Here is a 23,824-nt window from a genome sequence, read left to right as displayed (position 1 = left end):
AGCCGGCCTGTGGCCGGCCTGGCTGCCTAATCTTCCTCAGTGGGCTCGGCAGGGCCCAACAGCATGTTGGGGTCTGCCTGGGCACGCACCTTTTGTTCGATCTCGGCGGCCAGGTTTTTGTTCTCCCGCAAGAAGGCTTTCGCAGTCTCACGGCCTTGCCCCAAACGCTCCTCGCCGTACAAATAATGCGAGCCGCGCTTGGTGATGATGTCCATTTGGCTAGCCAAGTCCAGCAGGTCGCCAGCCTTGGATATGCCTTCATTATACATGATGTCAAATTCGGCGGTGCGGAAGGGGGCCGAAACCTTGTTTTTGACGATACGCACCCGGGTGCGGCTGCCTACAATATCCTGGCCTTCTTTAATAGACTGCACTCGGCGCACATCCATGCGCACCGAGGCGTAGAACTTGAGGGCCATGCCGCCCGTGGTCGTTTCCGGGTTGCCGAACATGACGCCGATCTTCTGGCGTAGCTGGTTTGTGAAGATTACCGCCGTATTCGTCTGACGAATGACGCCGGAGAGCTTGCGCAGCGCCTGCGACATAAGGCGGGCCTGCATGCCCATGGTAGCGTCACCCATATCACCCTCGATCTCGGAGCGGGGCACCAGGGCCGCCACTGAATCGACTACCACCACGTCCACCGCGCCGGAGCGCACCAGCGCCTCGGCGATCTCGAGCGCCTGCTCACCGGTATCCGGCTGCGAGACCAGCAGCTTTTCGACGTCCACGCCACACTTGGCCGCGTAGTTCGGGTCCAGGGCGTGCTCCATATCCACGTAGGCGGCGGTGCCGCCGCGTTGCTGGACTTCGGCCACGATGTGCTGGCAGATGGTGGTCTTTCCCGAGGATTCGGGGCCGTAGATCTCGGTCACGCGGCCGCGCGGCACGCCGCCCACGCCCAGCGCCAGGTCAAGCGAGAGCGAGCCGGTGGGGATGGCGTCCACCTCCATGCTCTCGGATTCACCCAGGCGCATGATGCTGCCTTCGCCCCAGCGTTTGGTGATCTGTTCAAGCGCATTTTGCAGCGCGTTGTCTTTTTCTTTGCTCATAAGTCGATAGTGTAGAGTGGAGTGAAGTGAAGTCTACCAGTTATTCGAGCTGGCGCCGGCTTTCGGGCAGACTTTTTTCTTACCGCCGCGGCATCGCGTCGAATTCCTCTAAGCAGTGTTGGTAGTATCATAGAGCCGAACTCCCGAGAGAAGACGCGCCTTCGCCTCGCTGTTTTCCCGGCTTTGTTCTAAAGGAGAATGGTAGTGGCAGACCTACGACAAGACGCGCTCGATTATCACCATCTCAACAACAAACCTGGCAAGATCTCCGTCCAGCCCACCAAGCCGCTGGACACTCAGCGTGACCTCGCGCTGGCCTATTCGCCCGGCGTAGCCGAGCCGGTGCTGGAGATCGAAAAAGACCCCAGCCTGGCCTACACCTACACCTCCAAGGGTAACCTGGTAGCCGTGATCTCGAACGGCACCGCCATCCTGGGCCTGGGTGATCGTGGGCCGCTGGCCTCCAAGCCTGTGATGGAGGGCAAGGGCGTGCTGTTCAAGAAGTTCGCCGACATTGATGTGTTCGACATCGAGGTCAACGCAACCGATGTAGACGAGTTGGTGCGCATCATCGCCGGCATTGCGCCCACGTTTGGCGGCATCAACCTGGAGGACATCAAAGCCCCTGAATGTTTTGAGGTGGAGCGCCGCCTGATCGAAATGCTGGATATCCCCGTCTTTCATGATGACCAGCATGGCACCGCCATCATCGCCAGCGCCGGCTTGTTGAACGGCCTGGAATTGCAGGGCAAGAAAATTGAGAAGGTCAAGATCGTGGTCTCCGGCGCCGGCGCCTCGGCGCTGACCTGCGCCCGCATGGCGATCAAGCTGGGCGCCAAGCCGGAGAATGTGCTGCTGGTGGACAGCAAGGGCGTGGTCTACAAAGGCCGCACCGAAGGCATGAACTCATATAAGGAAGAGCTGGCCGTGGACACGAAGGCGCGCACGCTGGCGGATGCCATGAACGGCGCGGATGTGTTCTACGGCCTCTCGGTGGGCGGCCTGCTGACCCCCGAAATGGTCAAGACCATGGCCAAGAAGCCGCTGATCTTCGCCATGGCCAACCCTGACCCAGAGATCGGTTACGAGTTGGCCAAGCAAACCCGGCCGGACGCGATCGTGGCCACCGGCCGCTCAGACTATCCCAACCAGATCAACAACGTACTGGGCTTCCCCTCCATCTTCCGTGGCGCGCTGGATGTGCGCGCCCGCACCATCAACGACGAAATGAAGATCGCCGCCGCCCGCTCGCTGGCGACGCTGGCGCGTGAGGACGTGCCCGACAGTGTGCTGCGTGCCTATGGCATCGACAGCCTCAAGTTTGGGCCGGATTACATCATCCCCAAGCCGTTCGATCCGCGCGTGCTGCTGTGGGAGGCGCCTGCCGTGGCCGAAGCGGCCATGCAGTCCGGCGTGGCCCAGCAGCCGGTGGACCTGGAGGCTTATCGTGAAGAGCTGGCGTTGCGCCAGGGCCGCGGCCAGCAGGTGCGCCAGTACTTCATCAACAAGGCCAAGCAGCTCAAGCAGCGCACCCGCGTGGTCTTCCCGGAAGGGGAGGACAGCAAGATCATCCGCGCCGCGGCTCAGGTGGAGGACGAGGGCATTGCCCATCCCATCCTGATCGCCCGGCCCGAAGTGATCGAGCAGCAGCTGGCCGACCTGGGGCTGGATTACAAGCCTGAGATTGTGGATCTGCGCCAGTTTGACAAGATGGAAGCCTATTACGAAGCCTACTACCAACTGCGCCAACGCAGCGGTGTAACCCAGGTCAGCGCGGAGAAGATGCTGCGTGACCGCAACGCCTTTGCCGCTATGATGGTCAAGATGGGCGATGCCGACGCGATGATCTCTGGCCGCACCTTTGAATATCCCGAAGTGATCCGCCCGGCCCTGCAAATTCACCACACCGCCCCCGGGGTCAACAAAGCCTGTGGCGTCTACATCCTCATCATTGAGCGCCGCGTGTACTTGTTCACGGATGCCACCGTGAACATCGACCCCAGCGCCGAGGATCTGGCCGACATTGCCATCCTGGCGGCGGATTTTGCCCGCCAGATCGGCCTGGAGCCGCGTGTGGCCATGCTCTCGTTCTCCAACTTTGGCGCCACACCGCACCCGCAATCCTTCAAGGTGCGCAAGGCCGTCGAGCTGGTGCAGACGCGGGCGCCGGAGCTGGTGATCGATGGCGAGATGCAGGCGGACACCGCCGTAGTGCCCGAGATCATTGAGAAGCGCTACCCCTTCAGCAAGGTCAAGAATGCCAACGTGCTGGTCTTCCCTTCGTTGGAGTCAGCCAATGTGAGCTACAAGCTGCTCAACCGCCTGGGCGGCGCGCACACCATTGGCCCCATTCTGCTCGGCCTCGGCGCGCCCATCCAGGTGCTGCAAACCGGCGACCAGGTGCAGGACATTGTGAACATGACCGCTGTGGCTGTGCTGGACGCGGAGCAGAGAAAACAGGGGTAAGAGAGTCATTCCGACGAGGCGTAGCCGAGGAGGAATCCTTTAGGTCATAAAAAGCCGACCAGGTTTTCATGACCTAGGGTTCTCTGTAGGAAAGCAAGCGGCTCGCAATTACAGAACACCGTGCTTCTCGCTTCATCCTTCCGCCTTCATCCTTGCCTTATTCCCTTTGGTATCATCGCCGCATGACTGACGCTCCCACCCGCATCCTCTTCGTCTGCCTCGGCAACATCATCCGTAGCCCGCTGGGCGAGAAGCTCTTCGAGCATGTCGCCAACGAGGCCGGGGTAGGGAACAAGTACGAGGTCGACTCGGCCGGCACGGCCGCTTACCATGTCGGCGAGCGGCCGGACGAGCGCATGCGCCGCACCGCCCAGCGGCGCGGCTTTGTGTACGATGGCCGCGCCCGACAGGTCAAAGCGCAGGACCTGGACGCCTTTGACCTCATCATCGCTATGGATCTTGAGAACATGAACAACCTGCTCAGCCTGGCCCGTACTGAGGAGCAGCGCGCCAAAGTGCACCTGATGCGCAGCTTTGACCCGGATGCGGATGGCGCCGTGGCCGTGCCCGACCCCTGGTACGACGGCCCGCAGGGTTTCGAGACCGTCTACGACATCGTAGACCGCAGCGTGCGTGGCCTGTTGCGCGCCTTGGAAGCAGGCCAGCTGAAGCTCAAATGAGCCTACCTGTTGCCGTGCAGGATTGGCTGAGCGCCAACGGTCACGGCGGCCTCGTTTCCAGCCGCCCGGCTGCGGGCGGCTGTATCAACAACGGCGCCCATCTGCTCACGCAGACGGGCGCTCGCTTCTTTATAAAGACAAACTCGCAGCTCCGGCGGATATGTTCGCCCGTGAGGCTGAGGGGCTGGCGGCCTTGGCTGCCACACAAACCCTGCGAGTTCCTGAGGTCCACCTGGTCGGCGAAGATTTGCTTCTGCTCGAAGACCTGCAACCGGCTACCCGCGCCGCAGATTATTGGCAGCAGCTTGGCCGCGGCTTGGCGCAGCTACACCAGCACACCAGCCCGCAATTCGGCTTTGCCCACGACAACTACATTGGCAGTACGCCGCAGCCCAACGGCTGGATGGCGGATGGCTTTGCCTTTTTCGCCGTGCGCAGGCTGGGCTACCAAGCCCGCCTTGCGCATAGCCACGGCCTGCTGGATGCGGACGAGGTAGCCGCCATCCAACGTCTGGCGGCCAGGCTGCCGCAGCTGGTTCCCGCGCAGCCGGCCAGCTTGCTGCATGGCGACCTGTGGGCGGGCAACGCCATCACGGATGGCGCCGGCGCGCCCGCACTCATCGACCCGGCCGCTCACTACGGCTGGGCCGAGGCCGAGTTGGGCATGACCGCGCTGTTCGGCGGCTTCCCGCTCGAATTCTATGCGGCCTATGAAGCCGAACGCCCGCTGGAGCCGGGCTGGCGCCAGCGGCTAAGCCTGTATAACCTGTACCATCTGCTTAACCACCTCAATCTGTTTGGCCGCAGCTATCACGCACAGGTGATTGAGGTGGTGAAGAGTTACTGGCAATAAGCCAGTCATTGCGAGGCGTATTGCAGCTTGCATGGAATGCAAGCTGCAAACGGACGAAGCAATCTGGTTTTTATCTGCGTTTATCTGTGTTCATCTGTGGTTAAAAACAAAGACTCCTAAGCGGGTGAGTGGGTTTTGGTATCATCACGGCTTGTATGGACTCCATTCGCATTGAACGCATCCCGCTCAAGGACTTGCCAAAAAAGGCAGCACGCTATGCCGAGCGCGCCCCGCGTGGCGCATTCATCCCCATTACGCCGCACCGCGCCATCGCCATGAGCTACAACCCCCACGCCGAGCCTGAAGACGTAGCCCTGCTGCTCGCCCTGCAGGGCGAGCGCCCGGTGGGCTACTTCGGGCTGATGGCCGTGCAGTTGGCCCATGCTGGTCAACTGCACCGGATGCATTGGCTCACTACCTGGGCGGTCAGCAAAGATATGCTGGGCAAGGGGCTCGGCTCGCAGTTGATGCAGGCAGCCCTGGATCTGGATGTCGATCTGGCCATCGTGGGCAGCGCCCCGGCCCGCCGGGTCAGCGCCAAGTTCGGTTTTCAGGAAGTGGCCCCGATGGAGTATGTGCGCATCAACTTTGATGTGCTGGGCCGCTATAACCCCATCAATCTGCTGTTGCGCGGCCTGCGCAAGCTGGCCGCCTTGCTCGGCAAGCCCGTCCGTATCGAGCCGCTAATGGCTTTTTTTCATAGTGTCTTCGAGTTTCTGATTGGCTGGCTGCTGCGGCCTGTTTTTTATCTGATCGCCGCGCTGGGCCTGTGGCAGCTGCCTCTGCGTAAAAAGTTCGAGCCGCCGATGGAGTTTGTCGTCGCGCCCGCGGCCGGCACGGGCTTCTACCGAGATGCCGCCGTGCTCAACTGGATGCTGGAGCATCGTTGGGTCACGCCCTGGCAATCCGAGACGGCCTGGAAGGATTACGAATTTACCGATTGGCGTTCTGGCTTTGAGATCTTTGGCGTTGGCACCGCGCAGGAGTATGCGCTGCTGCAGTTTTCAAAGATCCGCGGGCGCGGCGTGCTCAAGGTGCTGGACAGCACCTTGCCGCCCGGCCGCCTGCTCTCGACCGCCCTGTGGGCGGCCGTTCGCCGCGGGGCGCGCATCATCGAAGGTCCGGCCGAGCTGGCCAAGCCGCTCAATCCGTTGGCGCGGCTGTTGATGTTGCTGCGCCTGCAGCGCACGCTGCAGCTGCACCCGCGTGCCAGCAACAGCCCGCTGGCAAAGGCGATCGCCAGCGGCGAGTTCACGCAGCACTACACCGACGGCGATATGGTGTTCACATGAGGCGCCTGGCAGGCAAATTACTGCGTGGGGTGGGGCGGGCGCTGCCACTGGGCGCGTATCAGGCTTTGTTCCCACGGGATGTGGTCGGCGTCTTTTATCATTCCGTATCGGATGAAGTGCTGCCGCATGTGCAGCACCTCTACGCCCCGGAGCCGGTGGCCCGTTTTGAGGCTGCGCTGGAGTACATCAAGCGACACTACATTCTCGTCAGCGACGCCCAGATCGAAGCCCATCGTCTGCATGGTGAACCCCTGCCGCGCCGTGCCATGCACCTCTCGTTCGATGATGGCTTCAGTGAATGCTACAGCGTGGTGCGTCCCTTGCTGCTCAAGCATCGCATTCCATGCACTTTTTACGTCACCACTAGCTGGCTGGACAATGCCAGCATGTTCTATCGCAACAAGACCTCACTATGCATCGAACAGATGCGCACCTTGGAGCGCGATGCGGCCAAGATGGTGCTCACCAGCCTCAACAATGCCTTGGGGCTCAGCCTCTCTGATGCCGCCAGCTTTGAGCGCTGGATCAAGACCCAGCAAGCCGCCGAAGAAGGCGTGATCGATATGACCGCCAAGATGCTGGGCGTGGACGTCAAAGCGTATTTGCAGGAACGGACCCCGTACCTGACGCGCCAGCAGGTGCGCGCCCTGCACGCCGATGGTTTCACCATCGGCGCCCACACCGTGCGCCACGCCAAGCTGGCCACTCTGAGCGACGCTGAGATCGAGAGCGAGATCGTCACATCTGCCCGCGAAGTCCAAGCCATCACCGGCCAGGAGCGCGTGACCCTCTCGTTCCCGTACTCAGGCAACGGCCTCTCGCGCAAGCTGCTGGCGGATATCCGCCAGCGCCATCCCTGGCTGGGCCTGTTCTACGATACGCAGGACCTGCAGAGCGATGTGCCCTTTATCGTCCAGCGCATCTGGGCCGAGAAGGCTGCCTTCCGCCACGCAGGCCAGACCACCAATATGCCTGCGCTCTTGCGGGATGCCTACGAGCAGGAGCTGTACGACATGGCCCGCCGCGGCCCCGGCACGCGTGATGTAGGCTAAGAGACACTCGCCTTGATCACAAACCAACGGGACGCAATAAGCGTCCCGTTTTTATTTTCCCTTAGTACCAATGGAGTAACTCCTCGTGGGACCAATTGCTTGCATTATGGGCGAAATATCGTATACTGTGGGGACTTGTGGGACGAAGTGGCATAAAGTGGAGCGCCGGGAACTATCCCGGCGTTCTGCAATTAACCCACAAATAGAACTTATGTTTCTAGGCGAATACTCTCACTCCATCGATGACAAGGGCCGCCTCACGGTGCCGGCCCGCTTCCGCCAGCTGCTTGCGCAGGGCGGGGTCATCACGCGCGGGCTGGATGGCAACCTGGTGGTCATGCTGCCTGAGTCCTTCAAAGCGATGGTGACCCAACTCGAAGCGCTCAGCTTCACTGACCCTAAGGTGCGTGACCTGCGTCGTGTCATCACCGGCCAGGCCGAGCGCGTCGAGCCCGACAGCAGCGGTCGCATCCTCATCCCGCAGTTCCTGCGGGATGAGTTCAAGCTCGGCTCCGAGGTCAAGCTGGTCGGTATCAGCGACCAGTTCGAGATCTGGCCGCAGGAGGCCTGGACCAAAGTCCGTGGCCGTATTGACCAGGCCATGAAGGATGACCCGGGCAGCTTCTCGGGTGTGGACCTGACTTCAAAAAACTAGCATGAATGCAGATGGCCGCGGCCAGCCCGCGCATCTTTCCGTACTTTACAAAGAAACACTCGAAGCATTAGCTCCCCGCAGCGGCGGTCTATACGTAGATGGCACGCTGGGGGCGGGTGGGCACGCTGGGGGGCTGCTGGAGGGCAGCCACCCAGGCGGCCAGCTGCTGGGGTTGGATGTAGACCCCACCGCGCTGGCCCTCGCCACCCAGCGGCTGGCGCCCTTCGGTGAAAGGGCGCACATCCGCCAGGGCTCGTATGCAGACCTGGCCCAGCACCTGGCGGCGCTGGGCTGGCCCGTGGTGGATGGCATCCTGCTCGACCTGGGCGCATCGTCGATGCAGTTTGACCAGGCCGAGCGCGGCTTCTCCTTCCAAAAGGAAGGCCCACTGGATATGCGCTTCAACCCGGCCGCCGGCCGCAGCGCCGCCGACCTGGTCAATACTCTGCCCGAAGGCGAGCTGGCCGATCTGCTGTACGAGTACGGCGAAGAGCGCCAGTCACGCCGAGTGGCACGCGCCATCGTGGCCGCCCGCCCGCTGCACACCAGCACCGAGCTGGCCGCGGTGGTGGCAAAGGCGCTAGGCGGCAAGCGCACAGGGTTGCACCCGGCCACGCGCAGCTTCCAGGCCCTGCGCATCGCCGTCAACGCCGAGCTCGACTCGCTGGCAGCGGTGCTGCCGCAGGCGGTAGCGGCGCTCAAGCAGGGAGGGCGGCTGGCGGTGATCTCCTTCCACTCGCTGGAGGACCGCCAGGTCAAGCAGTACTTCCGCCAGGAGAGCCGGGATTGCATTTGCCCGCCCGGCCAGCCGGTGTGCACCTGCGGGCACATCGCCAGCCTGCGCGAGCTGACCCGCAAGCCGGTGCTGCCCGGCGAGGAAGAGATACAGGCCAACCCCCGGGCGCGCAGCGCCCGCTTGAGAGTGGCCGAGAAACTTTAAGGAAACAAGGTGCCATTAGGCACAGGCTTTGCACCGTTTTGCAAGCATGGCGATACCGCAGGAACTGCGGCACCGCCAAGGCAGGAGGCAGCCGCAAACATGCGAAACAAAAGCTATATACAAGCGCACAGCCAGACCCCCTGGCGGCGCCAAATGCAAATGATAGGCTTCTTTGCAGCGGCCGTAGCGGCTCTGGCGCTACTGGCCGGTTTGTATTTAAACGTCACGGCCCGCGCCTCCACCATTGGCCGCCACGTGCAGAGCCTGCAGAACGAGCGCATTCGCCTGCAGCAGCAGATCGAGAACATGGAGAGCCAGCTCGCCTCGCTGACCTCCAACGAAGCCATGCAGGCACGTGCCCAGCAGAGCGGCTTCGCCCCGGTGCAGCCGGGCGCCGTCACCTACCTCACGGTGGAAGGCTACCGCGGCCGCGCCAGCCTGCAACTGGCCCCGCGTTCCGGCGGCCAGTTCGCCGGCGTGCCGCGCCTGCCCGAGGCCTATACCGAGTCGCTGTTGGATTGGGTCGGCAAGCTCTTCGATGAGTACGGCTTCGGCCTGCTGGGGGGCTACTAGCCATGCCGCGCGAGCACATGTGGCGCTATTTGCTGATGGCTGGCTTCTTTGCCATCTTCGGCGTACTGATCCTCTACAAGACCTTCAGCATCCAAACCAGCCCGCAGGCTGAGGTCTTCCTGCGCCAGAGTGAGTTCTACAGCCGCGAGCGCGGCATCATCCAGCCACCGCGCGGCATCATCTATGATCGCAACGGCAACATCCTGGCCGGCAACCGCACCGTGTACGAGATCGGCGTAGACCTGGCCTCCGTGCGTGATCCGCACGCCATCGCCCTGGCGCTCAGCGCCCTGGTGGGCGCCGACTACAACACGGTGCTGGAACGCGCCAGCATTCCCGCCTCGCCCACCTCCGTGTATGTCGTACTGGCCAGTTATGTGCTGCCTGAGAAGATCAACCTGCTCAAGAGCTACGATGTCACCCGCGAAGCCGAGCCGATGGACAGCACGCGCTGCTCCAATGATCCGGCACTGTACGCCCTGCGCTGCGAAGCGCAACTGGCCCGCAGTTACCCGGAGCGCGACCTGGCTTCGAACCTGCTGGGCTTCGTCAACCGCGAGAGCCTGGGCTACTTCGGCGTGGAGCAGCAGTACCAAAGCCTGCTGGCCGGCGAGCCGGAGAGCATTTGGATCCCGGTAGCGCCTACCCAGGTGCAGGCCCGCCCAGAGGTGCCGGCGGGCGCCAGCCTGGTGCTGACCATCGACCGCGAGATCCAGGCCATGGTCGAAGACATGCTGGATGCCCACATTGCCCAGACCGGCGCCGAGTCGGGCACCGCCATCGTGATGGATCCCAAGACCGGTGAATTGCTGGCCATGGCCAGCACGCCGCGCATGGACCTGAACGAGTTCCAGAATTACGGCGACATCTACACCAACGAAGTGCCATACAACCGCGCCGTGGGCGAGATCTACGAGCCCGGCTCGATCTTCAAAGTTATCACCGCCGCTGCCGCGCTGGACCAGGGTGTCGTAACCCCCGAAACGGAGTTTGAAGACCGCGGCGTGTTCACCATCGGCGGCATCACCATCCGCAACTGGAACAACCGCGCCTGGGGTTTGCAGACTGTGCAAGGTTGCATGCAGCATTCGCTCAACGTGTGTCTCGCCTGGATGGGCGACAAGCTGGGCCAGGAAAAGTTCTACGAATATGTGGATCGCTTCGGCTTTGGCCACCCGACCGGGGTTGACCTGGCCGGTGAGCAAAGCGGCACGGTGAAGCGCCCCGGTGACCCCAACTGGTACCTGGCAGACCTGGGCGCCAACACCTTTGGCCAGGGCATTGCCGTCACGCCCATCCAAATGGTCATGTCCGTTTCGGCCTTCGTGAACGACGGCCAGATGGTCATTCCGCATATTGTGAAGGCGGTCATCCAAGACGGTTCGCAATACAACGTATCCACCCAGTACGCCGGCCAGCCCATCTCAGCCGAGACGGCACGCACCATGACTGAAATGCTGGCTCAATCGCTGGAGGGCGAAAGCTCACTGGCCCTGGTGTCCGGTTACCGTCTGGCCGGCAAGACCGGCACGGCACAGATCCCGGTGCCCACCGGCTACGAGGAGAACCAGACCAACACCTCGTTCATTGGTTGGGGCCCGGTCGAGAACCCGCGCTTTATTGTCTTCGTGTGGCTGGAGCGCCCGGTGACTTCCACTTGGGCGTCCGAAGTGGCTTCGCCGTTGTTTGCCGATATTGTCGAGCGCCTGGTGGTGCTGCAGGGCATCCCGCCCAACTATCAGATGGCCGGCGCGGTCACCAATTCGGGGCAGGGGAGCGAGCAATGAGCGCGGAAACATTGACCCTGGCAGACATCATCGAAGCCTTGAGCGGCGAGCGCCCGGCGGCCGCCGAGCAGATCGCGCTCAGCGGGGCCGTCCACGACTCGCGTGAGGCCAAGGCGGGCAGCCTGTTCGTTGCCCTGCGCGGCGAGCATGTGGACGGGCACGATTATGTGCAAGCCGCCTTCGCCAACGGCGCGGTGGCCGCCCTGGTTGAGCGCCCGCTGGACGGTGTTGCCGCGCTGGACCTGCGCGGCAAGCAGCCGCCCGCCGCCGATCTTGCACCCGGCCAGCCTGTGTGCATCGTGGTGGGGGATTGCCTGCAGGCGCTGCAGCAGGCGGCCCGCTTCTGGCGCCGCAAGCTCACCAGCCTGCGCGTGATCGGCATCACCGGCAGCGTGGGCAAGACAACCACCAAAGAACTGACCGCCGATGTATTGGGCCAGCGCTATCGCACCTTCAAGTCGGCTGGCAATTACAACAACGAGATCGGCCTGCCGCTCAGCGTGCTCAGCATCACGCCCGATACCGAGCGCGCCGTGCTGGAGATGGGCTTCTACGTGATTGGCGAGATTGCCCTGTTGGCCGATATTGCCGTGCCCGAGATCGGCGTGGTCACCAACATTGGCACGGTGCACGCCTCGCGGGCCGGTTCGCAGGAAGCCATCTACCAGGGCAAGGCTGAGCTGGTGCAAAACCTGAGCAGCGATGGCGTCGCCATCCTCAACTATGACGATCCCTTCGTGAAGCGCATGGCGCAGGAGACCAAAGCGCGGGTCTTCTTCTACGGGCTCGACCCCGCCGCCGACCTGTGGGCGGATGAGGTCGAAGGCCTGGGGCTGGACGGCGTGCGTTTCCGCCTTCACTATCAGAATGAAACTCTGCACGTGCGCATTCCGCTCATCGGCCGCCATTCAGTGCACACCGCGCTGCGCGCTGCCGCCGTGGGCGTGATCGAAGGCATGGACTGGGGCGCTATCCTCAGCGGGCTGCGCATGGGCAACGCCCAGCTGCGCCTGATGGCCGTGCCCGGCCGCAACGGCTCGTTGCTACTCGATGACACCTATAACGCCTCGCCTGAATCGACCGTGGCGGCGCTCAATCTGCTCAGCGAACTCGAGGGCCGCAAGGTGGCCGTGCTGGGGGATATGCTAGAGCTCGGCCAATATGAGGAGCAGGGCCACCGCGTGGTGGGCAACCTGGCCGCCCGCGTGGCCGACCTGCTGGTCACCGTCGGCCCGCGTGCCCACACCATTGCCGAGACTGCCCGCGCGGCTGGCTTGCAAGCCACCGCCATCAACGAATTTGAGGACACCGAAGGCGCGCTGGCTTATCTCAAGAGTGCCTTGGGCGCCGGCGACGTGGTCTTGGTCAAGGGCTCGCGCGGCGTGCACATGGACAGGATCGTGCCGGATCTGGAGGAACGTAATGAACGGTAGCGCCACCGCATTGGTGCTGGCCGGGGTGAGTTTCATTCTCACTGTCATCTGGGGCGGCCCGCTCATCCGTATTTTGCGTCGCCTGGAAGTGGGCGATAGCATCCGCGTCGAGGCACCCCAACGCCACATCGTCAAAGTGGGCACGCCCACCATGGGCGGCGTGATGTTCATTCTGCCCGTGCTGCTGGTGACCGTACTGCTCAACGCCGTCTCGCTGATCGGGCTGAGCGGGGTGGGGCTCTCGGTGTTGGTGCCGATGGGCGCCATGATCGCGTTTGCCGCCCTGGGCAGCCTTGATGACATTCGTAAGCTGCAGCGGAGAATCGGTGAGGGCATGCGCGCCCGCAACAAGCTGCTGCTGCAGGTGGTGCTGGCAACCGCTCTGGCGATTGCACTGCGTGAACTGCTCCACGTGCCAGATATGTACCTGCCCGGTGCCAGTGTTGAGTTTGACCTTGGCTTGTTCTTCTACCCGGTGGCGGTATTCATTATTGTGGGGGCGGCCAACGCGGTCAACTTTACCGATGGCTTGGACGGCATGGCGGGCTTGATCAGCGCCACCGCCTTCGCCACCTTTGGTTGCATTGCCTTGCTGCAGGGCCAGACCTTTCTGGCGCAGTTCTGCTTCACGCTGGTGGGCGCACTGTTCGGCTTCCTGTGGTTCAACGTGCACCCCGCCCAGCTCATCATGGGCGATACCGGCGCTATGGCGCTGGGCGCTTGCCTGGGCGTGGTGGCCTTGATGACCGGCCAGTGGATCCTGCTGCCGCTGATCGCGGTCATCCCCGTCAGCGAGATCCTCAGCGTTATTTTGCAGGTCGGCTTCTTCAAGCTCACCGGCGGGCGGCGCGTCTTCAAAATGACCCCGCTGCATTTGCATTTCGAGCTTTCCGGCTGGAGCGAAACCCAGATCGTGCAGCGCTTCTGGTTGATGGGCCTGTTGTTCGCCATGGTGGGCGTGGCCTTGGCGGTGTTGTAGCGCATGGACTGGAAGGAGCGCAAAGTGGTGATCGTGGGAGCCGCGCGGCAAGGAGTGGCAACCGCCAAATATCTGGCGAACCACGGCGCGCGCCCCGTGCTCACCGATGCGCGCCCGGCCGAGCAGCTGGGCGAGGCCCGCGCCGCGCTGGCTGGCCTGCCGGTGGAATGGGCGCTGGGCGGTCATCCGTTGAGCTTGCTGGATGGCGCTGATCTGGTATGCCTCTCCGGCGGTGTGCCCAGCGATATTGAGTTGGTGCGTGTAGCCAAACAGCGCAACATTCCTATCTCGAACGACTCGCAACTCTTCTTGGATGGTGCCCCGTGCCGCGTGGTCGGCATCACCGGCTCGGCCGGCAAGACCACCACCACCACCTTGGTGGGGCGCATGCTGGCTGGCCTCGAAGGCCAGAGTGTTCGCAAAGTCTGGGTGGGCGGCAACATCGGCCGCCCGCTGCTGGCGGATGTGGACGAGATGCACGCCGATGACATCGCCGTGATGGAACTTTCCAGCTTCCAGCTGGAATGGATGACCCGCGCCCCACAGATAGCCACCATCCTCAACCTGGCGCCCAATCATCTCGACCGCCATGCCAGTATGGACGAATACGTAGCCGCCAAAGCGCGCATTCTGGACTACCAGACCGCCGATGATGTAGCCGTGCTTAACCGTGAAGACTCACGCTCTTGGCCGCTGGCTGAGAGTGTGCGCGGAAGCGTACTGTGGTTCACCCGCGGCCTGCTGGCCGCCGGTCAGCACGGCGTGTTCGCGCGCGGCAACAGCATCTGGCTGCGCGATGCCAGCGGCGAGCACGAACTGCTGCCGCTGAACGCGATTGAATTGCGCGGCGAGCACAACCTGATGAACGTACTGGCTGCCTGCGCCCTGGCTGCCGCTGCCGGCGCCCGTCCGCAAGACATGCTGACCGGGTTGCAGGGCTTCCACGGTGCGCCGCACCGCTTGGAATTTGTGCGCAGCCTGCGCGGGGTGGAGTACTACAACGACTCGATCGCCACCGCCCCCCAGCGCGCCGAGGCCGCTGTCCGCGCCTTCGGCCAGCCGCTGGTGCTGCTGCTGGGCGGGCGCGACAAGCAGCTTGACTGGAGCGGGCTGGTGAGCCTAGCCGCGGAGCGCACCAGCCGCGTGGTGCTGTTCGGCCAAGCCGCGCCGATGCTTGAGCAGTTGTTTGCCAGCCGGGCGCCGCAGCTGCCGCGCCACACCGCGCCCGGCTTCGATGAAGCCGTGCGCCTGGCCGCCGCCGAAGCCCGCCCGGGCGAGGTGGTGCTGTTGGCGCCTGGCGCCACCAGCTTTGACGAATTCAAGGACTTTGAAGCCCGCGGCGAGCGGTTTCGCCAATTGGTGAGTGAGCTATGAGCGAAGAAACCTTTGACCAGTTTGAAGCCACGCCCGAAGCCTTCGAGCAGCCCGAGCGGCGTTCCCGCCGCCGCGGCCGCCGCAAGGGCGCCAGCCTGTGGCCGCAGTTGGAGCTCAACTTTGATGTCCCCATGGCCCTGGCCATCTTCGCCTTGGTCGTCTTCGGCCTGCTGATGGTCTACTCCGCCAGTTGGGACTTCTCGCTGAGTGAATACGATGACCCCACCTTCATGTTCCGCCGCCAAATGGTCACCATGACCATCGGTCTGGTGGGCGGGCTGGCAGCCTATTTCATTGACTATCGCTTCTGGCGCAAATATGCCATCCCTCTCATCGCCGGCACCATCATCAGCCTGCTGGTCGTGCTGGTGGTGAACGAAGTCCGCTTCGGTTCGGCCCGCGCCCTCAGTGGCGGTTCGTATATGCCTGGTGAAGTGGCCAAGGTGGCGACGATCCTGTATCTCTCGGTCTGGCTCAGCTCCAAACGTGAGCAGCTGGCCCATGTCGGCCGCGGCATTGTGCCGCTGGGCGCCATCGTGGGCCTGATGGCCGGCCTCATTCTGCTGCAGCCTGACTTCAGCGCCGCCGCCACCATGGTGGTGCTGGGCGGCATGATGTTCTTCCTCGCCGGCGGCAGCATCAAGCAGATCATCTTCATGTTGGCCGGCGCCAGTGTGCTGGCCAGCTTGTTCGTCAGCGTCAGCACTACCAGCCAGGTGCGTATCAGCAGCTACCTGGATAGTTTGCAGGACCCCACCCAGGCCAACAGTCACGTGCTGCGCTCATTCGAAGCGTTTGTGAAGGGTGGCTGGTTCGGCGTGGGCATTGGCCTGGCCGACACCAAGCTCACCGGCCTGCCCGTGCCGCCCACCGACAGTATCTTTGCCGTCGTGGGCGAAGAACTCGGCCTGGTGGGTTGTGCCATCCTGGCGCTCTTGTATGGCGTAGTGCTATGGCGCGGCATGGTCATTGCCCACCGCGCCCCAGACATGCTGGGTGCGCTGATCGCCGGCGGCATCACCGTCTGGATCACCATGGAAGCCTTCATCAACATGGGCGTGATGGTGGGTCTGCTGCCGTTTGCCGGCAATGCGTTGCCGCTGATCAGTTTCGGCGGCTCCAGCCTGGTCTCTGTGCTGGGCGCACTGGGCGTTGTAATGAGCGTTTCGCGCACATCAAGCGCGAAGAGCCAGAAAGAAGAAAGGATCATTGATGCGACTACTCGTGGCCGCCGGGGCGAGCGGGGGTGGGGTCTATCCCGCGCTCGCCGCGCTTCAAGAATTGGGCGCAACTGACCTTGAGCTGCTGTGGGTGGGCGGCCAAGGCGGCATGGAGGAGCAGCTGGTGACTCGCGCCGGGCTGACCTTCACCACGCTGCCCGCCGCCGGCCTGCATGGCGTGGGTCTTGCCCAGCTGCCGCGCAACCTGTGGCAGTTGCTACGCGGCTGGCTGGCGGCTCGCCGCATCCTGGCGCGCTTTAAGCCCGATGCGCTCTTCTTTACCGGCGGCTTCGTCGCCGCGCCCATCGCCATGGCTGGCCGCCGCGTACCCACGCTGGCCTTCGTGCCGGATGCGCGCCCAGGTTTCACCCTGCGCTTTATTGCCCGCTTCGCCGATGTGATCGCCACCGTGGCCAGCGAGGTGGGCCAATACTTTGACCGCCCGGCCCGCGTGCAGGTCACCGGTTACCCGGTGCGCGCCGAGCTGGCCGCCTGGGCGCAGCCCGCCCGCCGCACCGAGGCGCTGCGCCACTTCGGCTTGAGCGCGGACGTGCCTGTGCTGCTGATCTTTGGCGGCAGCAAGGGCGCACAAAACATTAACCGCGCTGCGGTGGCGGCATTGCCGGACTTATTGCAAGATATGCAAGTGATCCATATCAGTGGCGAAGCCAACTGGGACGAAGTCAACGACGCCCAGGCGCAGTTGCCGCCCGCCCAGGCGGCCCGCTATCGTGCGTTCCCGTATTTGCACGAGGACATGGGCGCGGCCTTCGCCGCGGCGGACCTGGCCGTGTGCCGCGCCGGCGCCTCCACCTTTGGCGAGCTGCCGCTGTTCCAGCTGCCGGCTGTGCTCGTGCCGATCCCGTTCAAGCAGCACATCCAGCACGACAACGCCGCCTTGCTATCGCAACGCGGCGCAGCTATGGTGCTGCCCGATGAGCGCATGGGCGCCGAGCTGGCCGCCACTGTGCGCGGCCTGCTGGCCGACAAGCCGCGCCTGGCCGACATGCGCAGCGCCATGGCCGCCTTGGCCATGCCGGATGCGGCCGCCCGCCTGGCCGGCCTGCTGCGCCAGTTGGGCGCAGGGCGGGAGGCCCAGGCGTGATCTCGTTCAGTGCGCTGTTGTGGATGCTCGTCGTCATGTTTGCCATTGTGGGCGGCACGCGCGGCGTCAAGAAGGAAGTGCTGGTCACGATCTCGATCGTGGCGGCCGTATTTGCGATCGTGGTGATCGAACAATATTTCCCGTTCTCCGGCCCGGATGACCTGCAATTCCTGGTGCGCGGCGGCATTGTCACTTTCTGCGCCGTGATCGGTTATCAAGGCCAGCGCATTCAGCAGATCTCAGATGCGCTCATAAAAAGCCACTGGCGCAACAAGATCTTCGGTTTGGTGCTGGGCGCCGCCAACGGCTATTTCCTGGTAACGACCTTGCTCTTTTATCTGAACAAGTACAACTATCCGTTTCCGTTCGTCACCCCCGCCGGCCCCGAGCTGGCCCAGTGGCTCGAGTACAGCATCCCGGTTTGGCTGGTGGGGCAGTGGGCCTATGTGGCTGTGTTGATCGGTATTTTGCTGATCTTGTTGGTGTTCGTATGAGCCAGAGCACGCACTTCATCGGGATCGGCGGCACCGGCTTGTCTGCCATTGCGCGCGTGCTGCTTGAGCGTGGCGAGCACATCAGCGGCTCTGACCGCGAGGCTTCGCCGCTGGGTGAGCTGCTCAGCCAGGCGGGCGTCAAGGTCAGCATCGGCCACGCCGCCGCCAACATCAACGGCGCAACCCGCGTAGTGCGCTCTTCCGCCGTGGGCGAGGACAACGTCGAAGTGCAGGCCGCCCGTGCCAAAGGCATTCCCGTCTACAAGCGCTCCGAGTTCCTGGAGCATTTACTGGCTGATCAGCAGGTGATCGCCGTGGCGGGCTCGCACGGCAAGACCACCACCACCGCCATGCTGGCCTGGCTGCTCACCGCCCTCAATCAGCGGCCCGGCTACATCATCGGCAGCCTGGCCGCCAATCTCGGCGCCAATGCCGCCGCCGGCGGTGGGCGGCTGTTCGTGATCGAGGCCGATGAATACGACTACATGTTCCTCGGCCTGCGCCCGCGCTATGCGCTGGTGACCAATGTCGAGCACGACCATCCGGATATGTTTGCCACTCCTGCGGATTTCCAGGCCGCCTTTGAGCGCTTTGTTGACCGCCTGCAGCCCGACGGCGAGCTGATCGCCTGCGCCGACGATGCAGGCGCAGCTGCCTTGCTGGCCTACGCCGCCGAGCGCGGCCACAAAACCAGCCGCTATGCGCATAGCCACGAAAGGGCGGACTATCGTATGGAAATACTTTCCACCGATGGGGCTGGCTACAACTTTGCAGCCCTGCATGACGGGCAGGAGCTGGCCCGCGTGCAGATGCAGGTGCCTGGCCTGCACAACGCCCTCAACGCGCTCGGCGCGCTGGCCGTAGCCCACAAGCTCGGCCTCAACATGGGCGAGGCTGCCCTGGCCCTGGCTGATTTCCGCGGCACCAGCCGCCGCTTTGAAGTGCGCGGTGATGTGGCTGGCGTCACCGTCGTAGATGACTATGCCCACCATCCCAGCGAGATCCGCACCACGCTGGCCGCCGCCCGCGCCCGCTACGCTGGCCGCCGCATCCTGGCCGTGTGGCAGCCGCACACCTATAGCCGCACGCAGACCTTGGCTGCCGACTACGCCAGCGCCTTCGGCGACGCTGACCGCGTGCTGGTGCTTGACGTATACGCCGCCCGTGAGCAGCGCCCGGCCGATTTTTCGCTGGAGAAGCTCGTAGCACAAATCCCCCGCGCCGCGTTCACTCCCACGTTTGCGCAGACCCAGCAAGCCTTGCTGGCTGAGTTGACTGCCGGCGATGTGCTGGTGGTGATGAGCGCGGGTGACGCCATTCAACTGAGCGCCGATGTGTTCGCCGGCTTGCAAGACAAGGAGAGCAAACATGCTTGAGCAAAAACAGAAGAAGGTCATGCCGTTCATCGTGACCTACGGTGAAGAGTACGACCTGACGAAGCTAAAGGTGGCCCCTGCGCCCAAGCGTCCGGGCAGCCACGTCACCAAGGACGAAGCCACGCGCGAGGTGCTTAACCGCATCGTCACGCGCGTCAAGAAGATCTGATGCACGTGAGCGAGCGTACACTCCCCATTGCCGCACTCCAAGCGGCCTTTGGTGACCGTCTCCGGCTGGACCAGCCGGTGGGGCGGCTTACCTCTGCGCGTATCGGCGGCAACGCCGATGCGCTGGTGGACGTGCGCTCGGCTGACGAGTTGGCCCAAACCGCCCAGGCTCTCTGGCAGCTGGAGTTGCCCTTCGTGATCATGGGCGGCGGCTCCAACATGCTGGTCAGCGATGCGGGCATCCGCCAGGTGGTGGTGCTCAACCAGGCCAACAAGGTGGAGTTCCACGCCGAAGCCGTCTGGGCTGAATCCGGCGCAGGCCTCGGCTCGCTGGCCCGCCAGGCGGCCCGCAAGGGCCTGGGCGGACTGGAGTGGGCCGCCGGCGTGCCTGGCACGCTGGGCGGCGCAGTGGCCGGCAACGCCGGCGCCCACGGCGGCGACATGGCCGGCTGCTTGCAGCTGGCAACAATCTTGCATCGTGAGAAGGGCCGCCAGGACTGGACCCCGGCGGATTTGGGCTTTGCCTACCGCGAGAGTTGGCTGAAGCGCAATCCCGGCCAGGCTATCGTTCTCGGCGCCCAGCTGCGCCTGGTCCAGCGACCCGAAGCTGAAATTCGGGCCGAGATGGACACCTACCAGGCCTACCGCCGGCTGACCCAGCCGCCGGGCGCCAGCATGGGCTCCATGTTCAAGAACCCGCCGGGCGAAAGCGCCGGGCGGCTAATCGAGCAAGCCGGGTTGAAGGGCAAGCGCATTGGCAACGCCCAGATCAGCCCACTGCATGGCAACTTCTTCCTCAATCTGGGGGAGGCGCGTGCAGCCGATGTATACGCACTTATTCAGGAAGCACGCCAGACGGTTCTCAAGACCGCCGGCATCGAGTTGGAGTTGGAAGTGCAGTTAGTGGGCGAGTGGCCCACGCAGGACTGATGAAAAAGATGGCAGAGAACAAGACTCACGTTGCAGTTATTTTCGGCGGCCGCTCTGGCGAGCACGCCGTTTCGCTCATGTCAGCCAAGTTCGTGCTGCAGATGTTGAACCCTGCCCGCTACCAGGTCACCCAGGTCGGCATCACGCGTGACGGAAGTTGGTACGCCGGCGACGGCGTGCTGGCCGCGCTGGAAGCTGAGGACATCAGCGGCCTGAACGCCGCAACGCTGCTGGCTGACCCGACCCGCACGGGCATCAAGGCCATCACCGCTGCCCAGGGTGGTGAGCTACTCACGACGCTGGCGGATGTGGATGTGGTCTTCCCTGTGCTGCATGGCACCTATGGCGAAGACGGCACGCTGCAAGGTCTGCTGGAGATGGCCGGCGTCGCCTACGTTGGCGCCGGCGTGCTTGGCTCCTCCGTGGGTATGGACAAAGCCCTCTTCGCCGATGTGATGAAGGCCAACAACATCCCCGTCGCCGACAGTGTGCTGCTGCTGCGCAGCGAGATCCAGGATGACACCGAAGCCGCCATTGCCAAGGCTGAGGCGGTCAGCAAGTATCCCTTGTTCATCAAGCCGGCCAATCTCGGCTCTTCGGTGGGCGTCAGCAAAGCCAATAATCGCTCTGACCTGATGGAAGCGCTGATGTACGCCGCCCAGTATGACCGCCGCACTGTGGTACAGCGCGGCTACAACGCCCGCGAGATCGAGGTCAGCGTATTGGGCAACGACGCGCCCGAGGCTTCGGTATGCGGCGAGGTGGTGCCCGAGGCCGAGTTCTACAGCTACGAGGCCAAGTACCACGATGACCGCTCCAAGACCTATATCCCGGCTGATATTCCCGCCGTGACCAGTGCCCGCATCCGTGAGCTGGCCGTCAAGGCCTACCAGGCTTGCGATCTGGCGGGGTTGGCCCGCGTGGATTTCTTTCTCGACCGTGACACTGGTGAAGTTGTGCTGAACGAAGTCAATACTCTTCCGGGCTTCACCTCCATCAGCATGTATCCGCAATTGTGGAAGGCCAGCGGTATGGATGGGGAAGCCCTGGTGGACCGTTTGATCGAATTGGCGCTGGAGCGGCGCGCCGAGCGCGCCGCTACCGTGCACGAATACAGGAGAGGCGGCTAAATGGCCACTGGTGAAAGCAGTCTGACCCGCGCTGAGCAAGTGCGCGCCCGCCGTCTGGAGCGCCGCGAGGGCAAGCCCATCGTCAACCGCCTGGCCAGCAGCGCCAGCAAGGCGGCCCGCGCGACGCGCATGCCGCGCATGGTGGCCCGCAACGCCCAGACGGAGCGCCGCCTGCAGCAGTTGGCCGAGCGCAAAGAACGCCGCCCACGCTACATCAAGCTGGCCGAAGCCGGCGCCGAACTGCGCCTGCCGGCTCTGCCCAGCGTGCAGGTGGGTTGGCGCGTGGTCTCCGCCTCGCTGGTGGGTCTGTGCATTTTCATGCTCTACAGTATGTTCGCATCGGGCAGCTTCACCGTAGCGCGGGTCGCCTTGCAGGGCGCCCAGCGCGTGGATGGCAATGCCATCAACAGCGCCCTCGGCATCAGCGGCCAGAGCGTCTTCGCCGTTGAGCCTAAAAAACTCTATACGATCCTGCGTGACCAGTTCCCTGAGCTGGAGCGCGTCTCGATCAGCGTTAGCCTGCCGGGCCGCGTCACTGTCACGGTTAAGGAGCGCGAGCCGCTCATCGTGTGGGAGCAGGCCGGGCTGACCCTATGGCTGGATGCCGCTGGCGTGGCCTTCATTCCGCAGGGCGATGCCGCCGGGCTCATCCGCGTGACCGCCCTGGATGCACCGCCTGCCCTGGCCAGCAACAGCGCCACACAGAGCCACCAGCTCATCCGGCCCGAGATGGTCTTTGCCATCCAGGCCCTGGACCGCATTGCACCGGAAGACGCGCCGCTCATCTATAACCAGGAGCTGGGCTTCGGTTGGACTGACCCCGGCGGCTGGCAGGCCTATTTCGGCCAGGACGGCAAGGATATTGACCAGCGCCTGGCGGTATATCTCAAGATTTTGGACGAATTGCGGGCGCGCCGCCTGTCGCCCACGCTGATCAGCGTGGCCCAACTGCACGCCCCGTACTACAGGATGGACTACTAATGGCCGCACCAATTGTCGTAGGCATTGATATCGGCACCACCAAGATCTGCACCATCGTCGCCCGCGTGGAGCAAGACGGCCGCGTGCGCGTGCTGGGGGTAGGGGTGGAGCCTTCGCAGGGTGTGCGCAAGGGCACGGTGGTGGATATCAATGCCGCTACCCGCGCCATCGGCCACTCGATCGACAAGGCCGAGCGCAGCTCCGGGCTGGAGATCGCATCGGCCCTGGTCAGCCTGGCTGGCGCGCACGTCACTTCCACCAACAACATCGGTGCGGTCGGCATCGCCAACCGCGTCATCAGCCACGACGATGTGGCCCGCGCTCTGGAAGTAGCCCGCGCCGTTGCCATCCCGCACAACCGCGAGGTCATCCACGTCATCCAGCGCGGTTTCATCGTTGACGGGCAGGATGGCATTGCCATCCCGGTCGGCATGCACGGCTTCCGCCTCGAGGCCCAGGTGCACATCATCACCGCCGCCGCTTCGGTGGTGGACAACCTGCGCCAGTGCGTCGCCGAATCCAACGTTGGTGTGAGCCAGTTCGTGCTCAACCCGCTCGCCTCGGCCGAGGCGGTGCTCACCCCCACCGAGCGTGAGATGGGCGTGGTGGTGTGTGACATCGGCGGCGGTACGACCGACATGGCCATCTTCGTCGAAGGCGATGTGCAGCACACCAGCGTGCTGGGGGTTGGTGGCAACCACGTCACCTCTGACATTGCGCATGGCCTGCGTTTGCCCTTCTCGCAAGCCGAAGAGATCAAGCTGCGCTACGGCCACGCGCTGCCGGCCGAGATCGACCCGGCCGAGACCTTCGCGGTCAAGGCCGTCGGCGCAGCCGAAGCGATCGACATTAACCGCCATGAGATGAGCGAGATCATTGAAGCCCGCATGGAAGAGGTCTTCACCCTTTTGCAGGAAGAGATCGGCCGCACCGGTTATGGCGAACTGTTGCCCGCCGGCGTGGTGCTCACCGGTGGCAGCAGCGCCATCAAGGGCCTACCGGAGCTTGCCAGCCGCGTGCTGCGCATGCCCGTGCGCATCGGCCAGCCGGAGAAGCTGACCGGTATTGTAGACAAGCTGCAATCGCCCGCTTACGCCACCAGCGTAGGCTTGCTGAAGTGGGCAGTCTTGATGAATGAGGTCAGCCCTATCACGGCTTCACAGAATGGGCACGGCCCTGATAAGGGCGTTGACTGGAAGGATCTGATTCGCCGTTTCCTGCCTTGATTTACAGGCGAAAAAAAAGCGAACAGTCTATATTTGAATCTTAAGTGTCGCAGCACCG

22 protein-coding genes are annotated in these 23,824 nt (G+C 63.6%); 21 read left to right on the top strand and 1 reads right to left on the bottom strand.

What is annotated here, in order from left to right:
- Window positions 1-26 precede the first annotated feature (26 nt).
- Complete coding sequence (gene recA / locus KIT08_00670; GenBank protein ID UYN89769.1) at window positions 27-1,052, bottom strand: recombinase RecA; 1,026 nt, start codon at window positions 1,050-1,052, stop codon at window positions 27-29.
- A 198-nt stretch (window positions 1,053-1,250) separates the two neighbouring features.
- Between recA and KIT08_00665 the strand changes: the two genes are divergently transcribed.
- The 21 genes from KIT08_00665 to ftsA all read left to right on the top strand — a co-directional run bounded on the left by KIT08_00665 (window position 1,251) and on the right by ftsA (window position 23,766).
- On the top strand, window positions 1,251-3,518 hold the full coding sequence (locus KIT08_00665; protein ID UYN89768.1) for an NADP-dependent malic enzyme: 2,268 nt from the start codon (window positions 1,251-1,253) through the stop codon (window positions 3,516-3,518).
- Window positions 3,519-3,700: 182 nt separating this feature from the next.
- On the top strand, window positions 3,701-4,198 hold the full coding sequence (locus tag KIT08_00660) for a low molecular weight phosphotyrosine protein phosphatase (protein ID UYN89767.1): 498 nt from the start codon (window positions 3,701-3,703) through the stop codon (window positions 4,196-4,198).
- A gap of 160 nt (window positions 4,199-4,358) precedes the next feature.
- Window positions 4,359-5,051 carry a fructosamine kinase family protein gene (locus KIT08_00655; GenBank protein UYN89766.1) on the top strand — a complete coding sequence of 231 codons (693 nt, stop codon included), beginning with the start codon at window positions 4,359-4,361 and terminating at the stop codon, window positions 5,049-5,051.
- A gap of 155 nt (window positions 5,052-5,206) precedes the next feature.
- Window positions 5,207-6,343: a GNAT family N-acetyltransferase gene (locus KIT08_00650; GenBank protein UYN89765.1), complete on the top strand. Its 1,137-nt coding sequence runs from the start codon at window positions 5,207-5,209 to the stop codon at window positions 6,341-6,343.
- Entirely contained in the window at window positions 6,340-7,395 is a 1,056-nt protein-coding gene (locus KIT08_00645) for a polysaccharide deacetylase family protein (protein ID UYN89764.1), read from the top strand. The genes KIT08_00650 and KIT08_00645 overlap by 4 nt, the downstream gene beginning before the upstream one ends.
- A gap of 211 nt (window positions 7,396-7,606) precedes the next feature.
- The gene (mraZ, locus tag KIT08_00640; protein ID UYN89763.1) at window positions 7,607-8,050 is read left to right on the top strand and encodes a division/cell wall cluster transcriptional repressor MraZ; all 444 of its coding nucleotides are present in this window, start codon (window positions 7,607-7,609) and stop codon (window positions 8,048-8,050) included.
- A gap of 1 nt (window position 8,051) precedes the next feature.
- A complete protein-coding gene (gene rsmH, locus KIT08_00635; GenBank protein ID UYN89762.1) occupies window positions 8,052-8,990 on the top strand; it encodes a 16S rRNA (cytosine(1402)-N(4))-methyltransferase RsmH in 939 nt (312 codons plus the stop codon).
- Between the two features lie 99 nt (window positions 8,991-9,089).
- A complete protein-coding gene (locus tag KIT08_00630; GenBank protein UYN89761.1) occupies window positions 9,090-9,563 on the top strand; it encodes a hypothetical protein in 474 nt (157 codons plus the stop codon).
- Between the two features lie 2 nt (window positions 9,564-9,565).
- The gene (locus tag KIT08_00625) at window positions 9,566-11,350 is read left to right on the top strand and encodes a penicillin-binding protein 2 (protein UYN89760.1); all 1,785 of its coding nucleotides are present in this window, start codon (window positions 9,566-9,568) and stop codon (window positions 11,348-11,350) included.
- Entirely contained in the window at window positions 11,347-12,783 is a 1,437-nt protein-coding gene (gene murF / locus KIT08_00620) for a UDP-N-acetylmuramoyl-tripeptide--D-alanyl-D-alanine ligase (GenBank protein ID UYN89759.1), read from the top strand. The genes KIT08_00625 and murF overlap by 4 nt, the downstream gene beginning before the upstream one ends.
- Window positions 12,773-13,762 carry a phospho-N-acetylmuramoyl-pentapeptide-transferase gene (gene mraY, locus KIT08_00615; GenBank protein ID UYN89758.1) on the top strand — a complete coding sequence of 330 codons (990 nt, stop codon included), beginning with the start codon at window positions 12,773-12,775 and terminating at the stop codon, window positions 13,760-13,762. Before murF ends, mraY begins: the two co-directional genes overlap by 11 nt.
- Before the next feature lie 3 nt (window positions 13,763-13,765).
- Complete coding sequence (gene murD, locus KIT08_00610; protein UYN89757.1) at window positions 13,766-15,136, top strand: UDP-N-acetylmuramoyl-L-alanine--D-glutamate ligase; 1,371 nt, start codon at window positions 13,766-13,768, stop codon at window positions 15,134-15,136.
- The gene (locus KIT08_00605) at window positions 15,133-16,431 is read left to right on the top strand and encodes a cell division protein FtsW (protein ID UYN89756.1); all 1,299 of its coding nucleotides are present in this window, start codon (window positions 15,133-15,135) and stop codon (window positions 16,429-16,431) included. The genes murD and KIT08_00605 overlap by 4 nt, the downstream gene beginning before the upstream one ends.
- Complete coding sequence (locus KIT08_00600; GenBank protein UYN89755.1) at window positions 16,349-17,461, top strand: UDP-N-acetylglucosamine--N-acetylmuramyl-(pentapeptide) pyrophosphoryl-undecaprenol N-acetylglucosamine transferase; 1,113 nt, start codon at window positions 16,349-16,351, stop codon at window positions 17,459-17,461. The genes KIT08_00605 and KIT08_00600 overlap by 83 nt, the downstream gene beginning before the upstream one ends.
- Window positions 17,458-17,955 carry a CvpA family protein gene (locus KIT08_00595; GenBank protein UYN89754.1) on the top strand — a complete coding sequence of 166 codons (498 nt, stop codon included), beginning with the start codon at window positions 17,458-17,460 and terminating at the stop codon, window positions 17,953-17,955. The genes KIT08_00600 and KIT08_00595 overlap by 4 nt, the downstream gene beginning before the upstream one ends.
- On the top strand, window positions 17,952-19,331 hold the full coding sequence (gene murC, locus KIT08_00590) for a UDP-N-acetylmuramate--L-alanine ligase (GenBank protein UYN89753.1): 1,380 nt from the start codon (window positions 17,952-17,954) through the stop codon (window positions 19,329-19,331). Before KIT08_00595 ends, murC begins: the two co-directional genes overlap by 4 nt.
- Window positions 19,324-19,500, top strand: coding sequence for a hypothetical protein (locus KIT08_00585; GenBank protein UYN89752.1), 177 nt, complete (start codon window positions 19,324-19,326; stop codon window positions 19,498-19,500). The genes murC and KIT08_00585 overlap by 8 nt, the downstream gene beginning before the upstream one ends.
- A gap of 5 nt (window positions 19,501-19,505) precedes the next feature.
- A complete protein-coding gene (gene murB / locus KIT08_00580) occupies window positions 19,506-20,429 on the top strand; it encodes a UDP-N-acetylmuramate dehydrogenase (GenBank protein UYN89751.1) in 924 nt (307 codons plus the stop codon).
- An 8-nt stretch (window positions 20,430-20,437) separates the two neighbouring features.
- On the top strand, window positions 20,438-21,559 hold the full coding sequence (locus KIT08_00575) for a D-alanine--D-alanine ligase (protein UYN90768.1): 1,122 nt from the start codon (window positions 20,438-20,440) through the stop codon (window positions 21,557-21,559).
- Window positions 21,560-22,540: an FtsQ-type POTRA domain-containing protein gene (locus KIT08_00570; GenBank protein UYN89750.1), complete on the top strand. Its 981-nt coding sequence runs from the start codon at window positions 21,560-21,562 to the stop codon at window positions 22,538-22,540.
- A complete protein-coding gene (ftsA, locus tag KIT08_00565) occupies window positions 22,540-23,766 on the top strand; it encodes a cell division protein FtsA (protein ID UYN89749.1) in 1,227 nt (408 codons plus the stop codon). The genes KIT08_00570 and ftsA overlap by 1 nt, the downstream gene beginning before the upstream one ends.
- Window positions 23,767-23,824 lie beyond the last annotated feature (58 nt).

This window comes from Anaerolineales bacterium (assembly GCA_025808555.1).
Classification (GTDB): Bacteria; Chloroflexota; Anaerolineae; order Anaerolineales; family UBA11579; genus JAMCZK01.
Note: the sequence above shows the minus strand (reverse complement) of the source record. Positions and strands in the feature narration are given on the sequence as shown.

What these genes read in the sequence shown, in the direction of transcription:
- recA (UYN89769.1), bottom strand. Translation starts at nt 1,052, where the DNA reads ATGAGCAAAGAAAAAGACAACGCGCTGCAAAATGCGCTTGAACAGATC.
- KIT08_00665 (UYN89768.1), top strand. Translation starts at nt 1,251, where the DNA reads ATGGTAGTGGCAGACCTACGACAAGACGCGCTCGATTATCACCATCTC.
- KIT08_00660 (UYN89767.1), top strand. Translation starts at nt 3,701, where the DNA reads ATGACTGACGCTCCCACCCGCATCCTCTTCGTCTGCCTCGGCAACATC.
- KIT08_00655 (UYN89766.1), top strand. Translation starts at nt 4,359, where the DNA reads ATGTTCGCCCGTGAGGCTGAGGGGCTGGCGGCCTTGGCTGCCACACAA.
- KIT08_00650 (UYN89765.1), top strand. Translation starts at nt 5,207, where the DNA reads ATGGACTCCATTCGCATTGAACGCATCCCGCTCAAGGACTTGCCAAAA.
- KIT08_00645 (UYN89764.1), top strand. Translation starts at nt 6,340, where the DNA reads ATGAGGCGCCTGGCAGGCAAATTACTGCGTGGGGTGGGGCGGGCGCTG.
- mraZ (UYN89763.1), top strand. Translation starts at nt 7,607, where the DNA reads ATGTTTCTAGGCGAATACTCTCACTCCATCGATGACAAGGGCCGCCTC.
- rsmH (UYN89762.1), top strand. Translation starts at nt 8,052, where the DNA reads ATGAATGCAGATGGCCGCGGCCAGCCCGCGCATCTTTCCGTACTTTAC.
- KIT08_00630 (UYN89761.1), top strand. Translation starts at nt 9,090, where the DNA reads ATGCGAAACAAAAGCTATATACAAGCGCACAGCCAGACCCCCTGGCGG.
- KIT08_00625 (UYN89760.1), top strand. Translation starts at nt 9,566, where the DNA reads ATGCCGCGCGAGCACATGTGGCGCTATTTGCTGATGGCTGGCTTCTTT.
- murF (UYN89759.1), top strand. Translation starts at nt 11,347, where the DNA reads ATGAGCGCGGAAACATTGACCCTGGCAGACATCATCGAAGCCTTGAGC.
- mraY (UYN89758.1), top strand. Translation starts at nt 12,773, where the DNA reads ATGAACGGTAGCGCCACCGCATTGGTGCTGGCCGGGGTGAGTTTCATT.
- murD (UYN89757.1), top strand. Translation starts at nt 13,766, where the DNA reads ATGGACTGGAAGGAGCGCAAAGTGGTGATCGTGGGAGCCGCGCGGCAA.
- KIT08_00605 (UYN89756.1), top strand. Translation starts at nt 15,133, where the DNA reads ATGAGCGAAGAAACCTTTGACCAGTTTGAAGCCACGCCCGAAGCCTTC.
- KIT08_00600 (UYN89755.1), top strand. Translation starts at nt 16,349, where the DNA reads ATGCGACTACTCGTGGCCGCCGGGGCGAGCGGGGGTGGGGTCTATCCC.
- murC (UYN89753.1), top strand. Translation starts at nt 17,952, where the DNA reads ATGAGCCAGAGCACGCACTTCATCGGGATCGGCGGCACCGGCTTGTCT.
- KIT08_00585 (UYN89752.1), top strand. Translation starts at nt 19,324, where the DNA reads ATGCTTGAGCAAAAACAGAAGAAGGTCATGCCGTTCATCGTGACCTAC.
- KIT08_00575 (UYN90768.1), top strand. Translation starts at nt 20,438, where the DNA reads ATGGCAGAGAACAAGACTCACGTTGCAGTTATTTTCGGCGGCCGCTCT.
- KIT08_00570 (UYN89750.1), top strand. Translation starts at nt 21,560, where the DNA reads ATGGCCACTGGTGAAAGCAGTCTGACCCGCGCTGAGCAAGTGCGCGCC.
- ftsA (UYN89749.1), top strand. Translation starts at nt 22,540, where the DNA reads ATGGCCGCACCAATTGTCGTAGGCATTGATATCGGCACCACCAAGATC.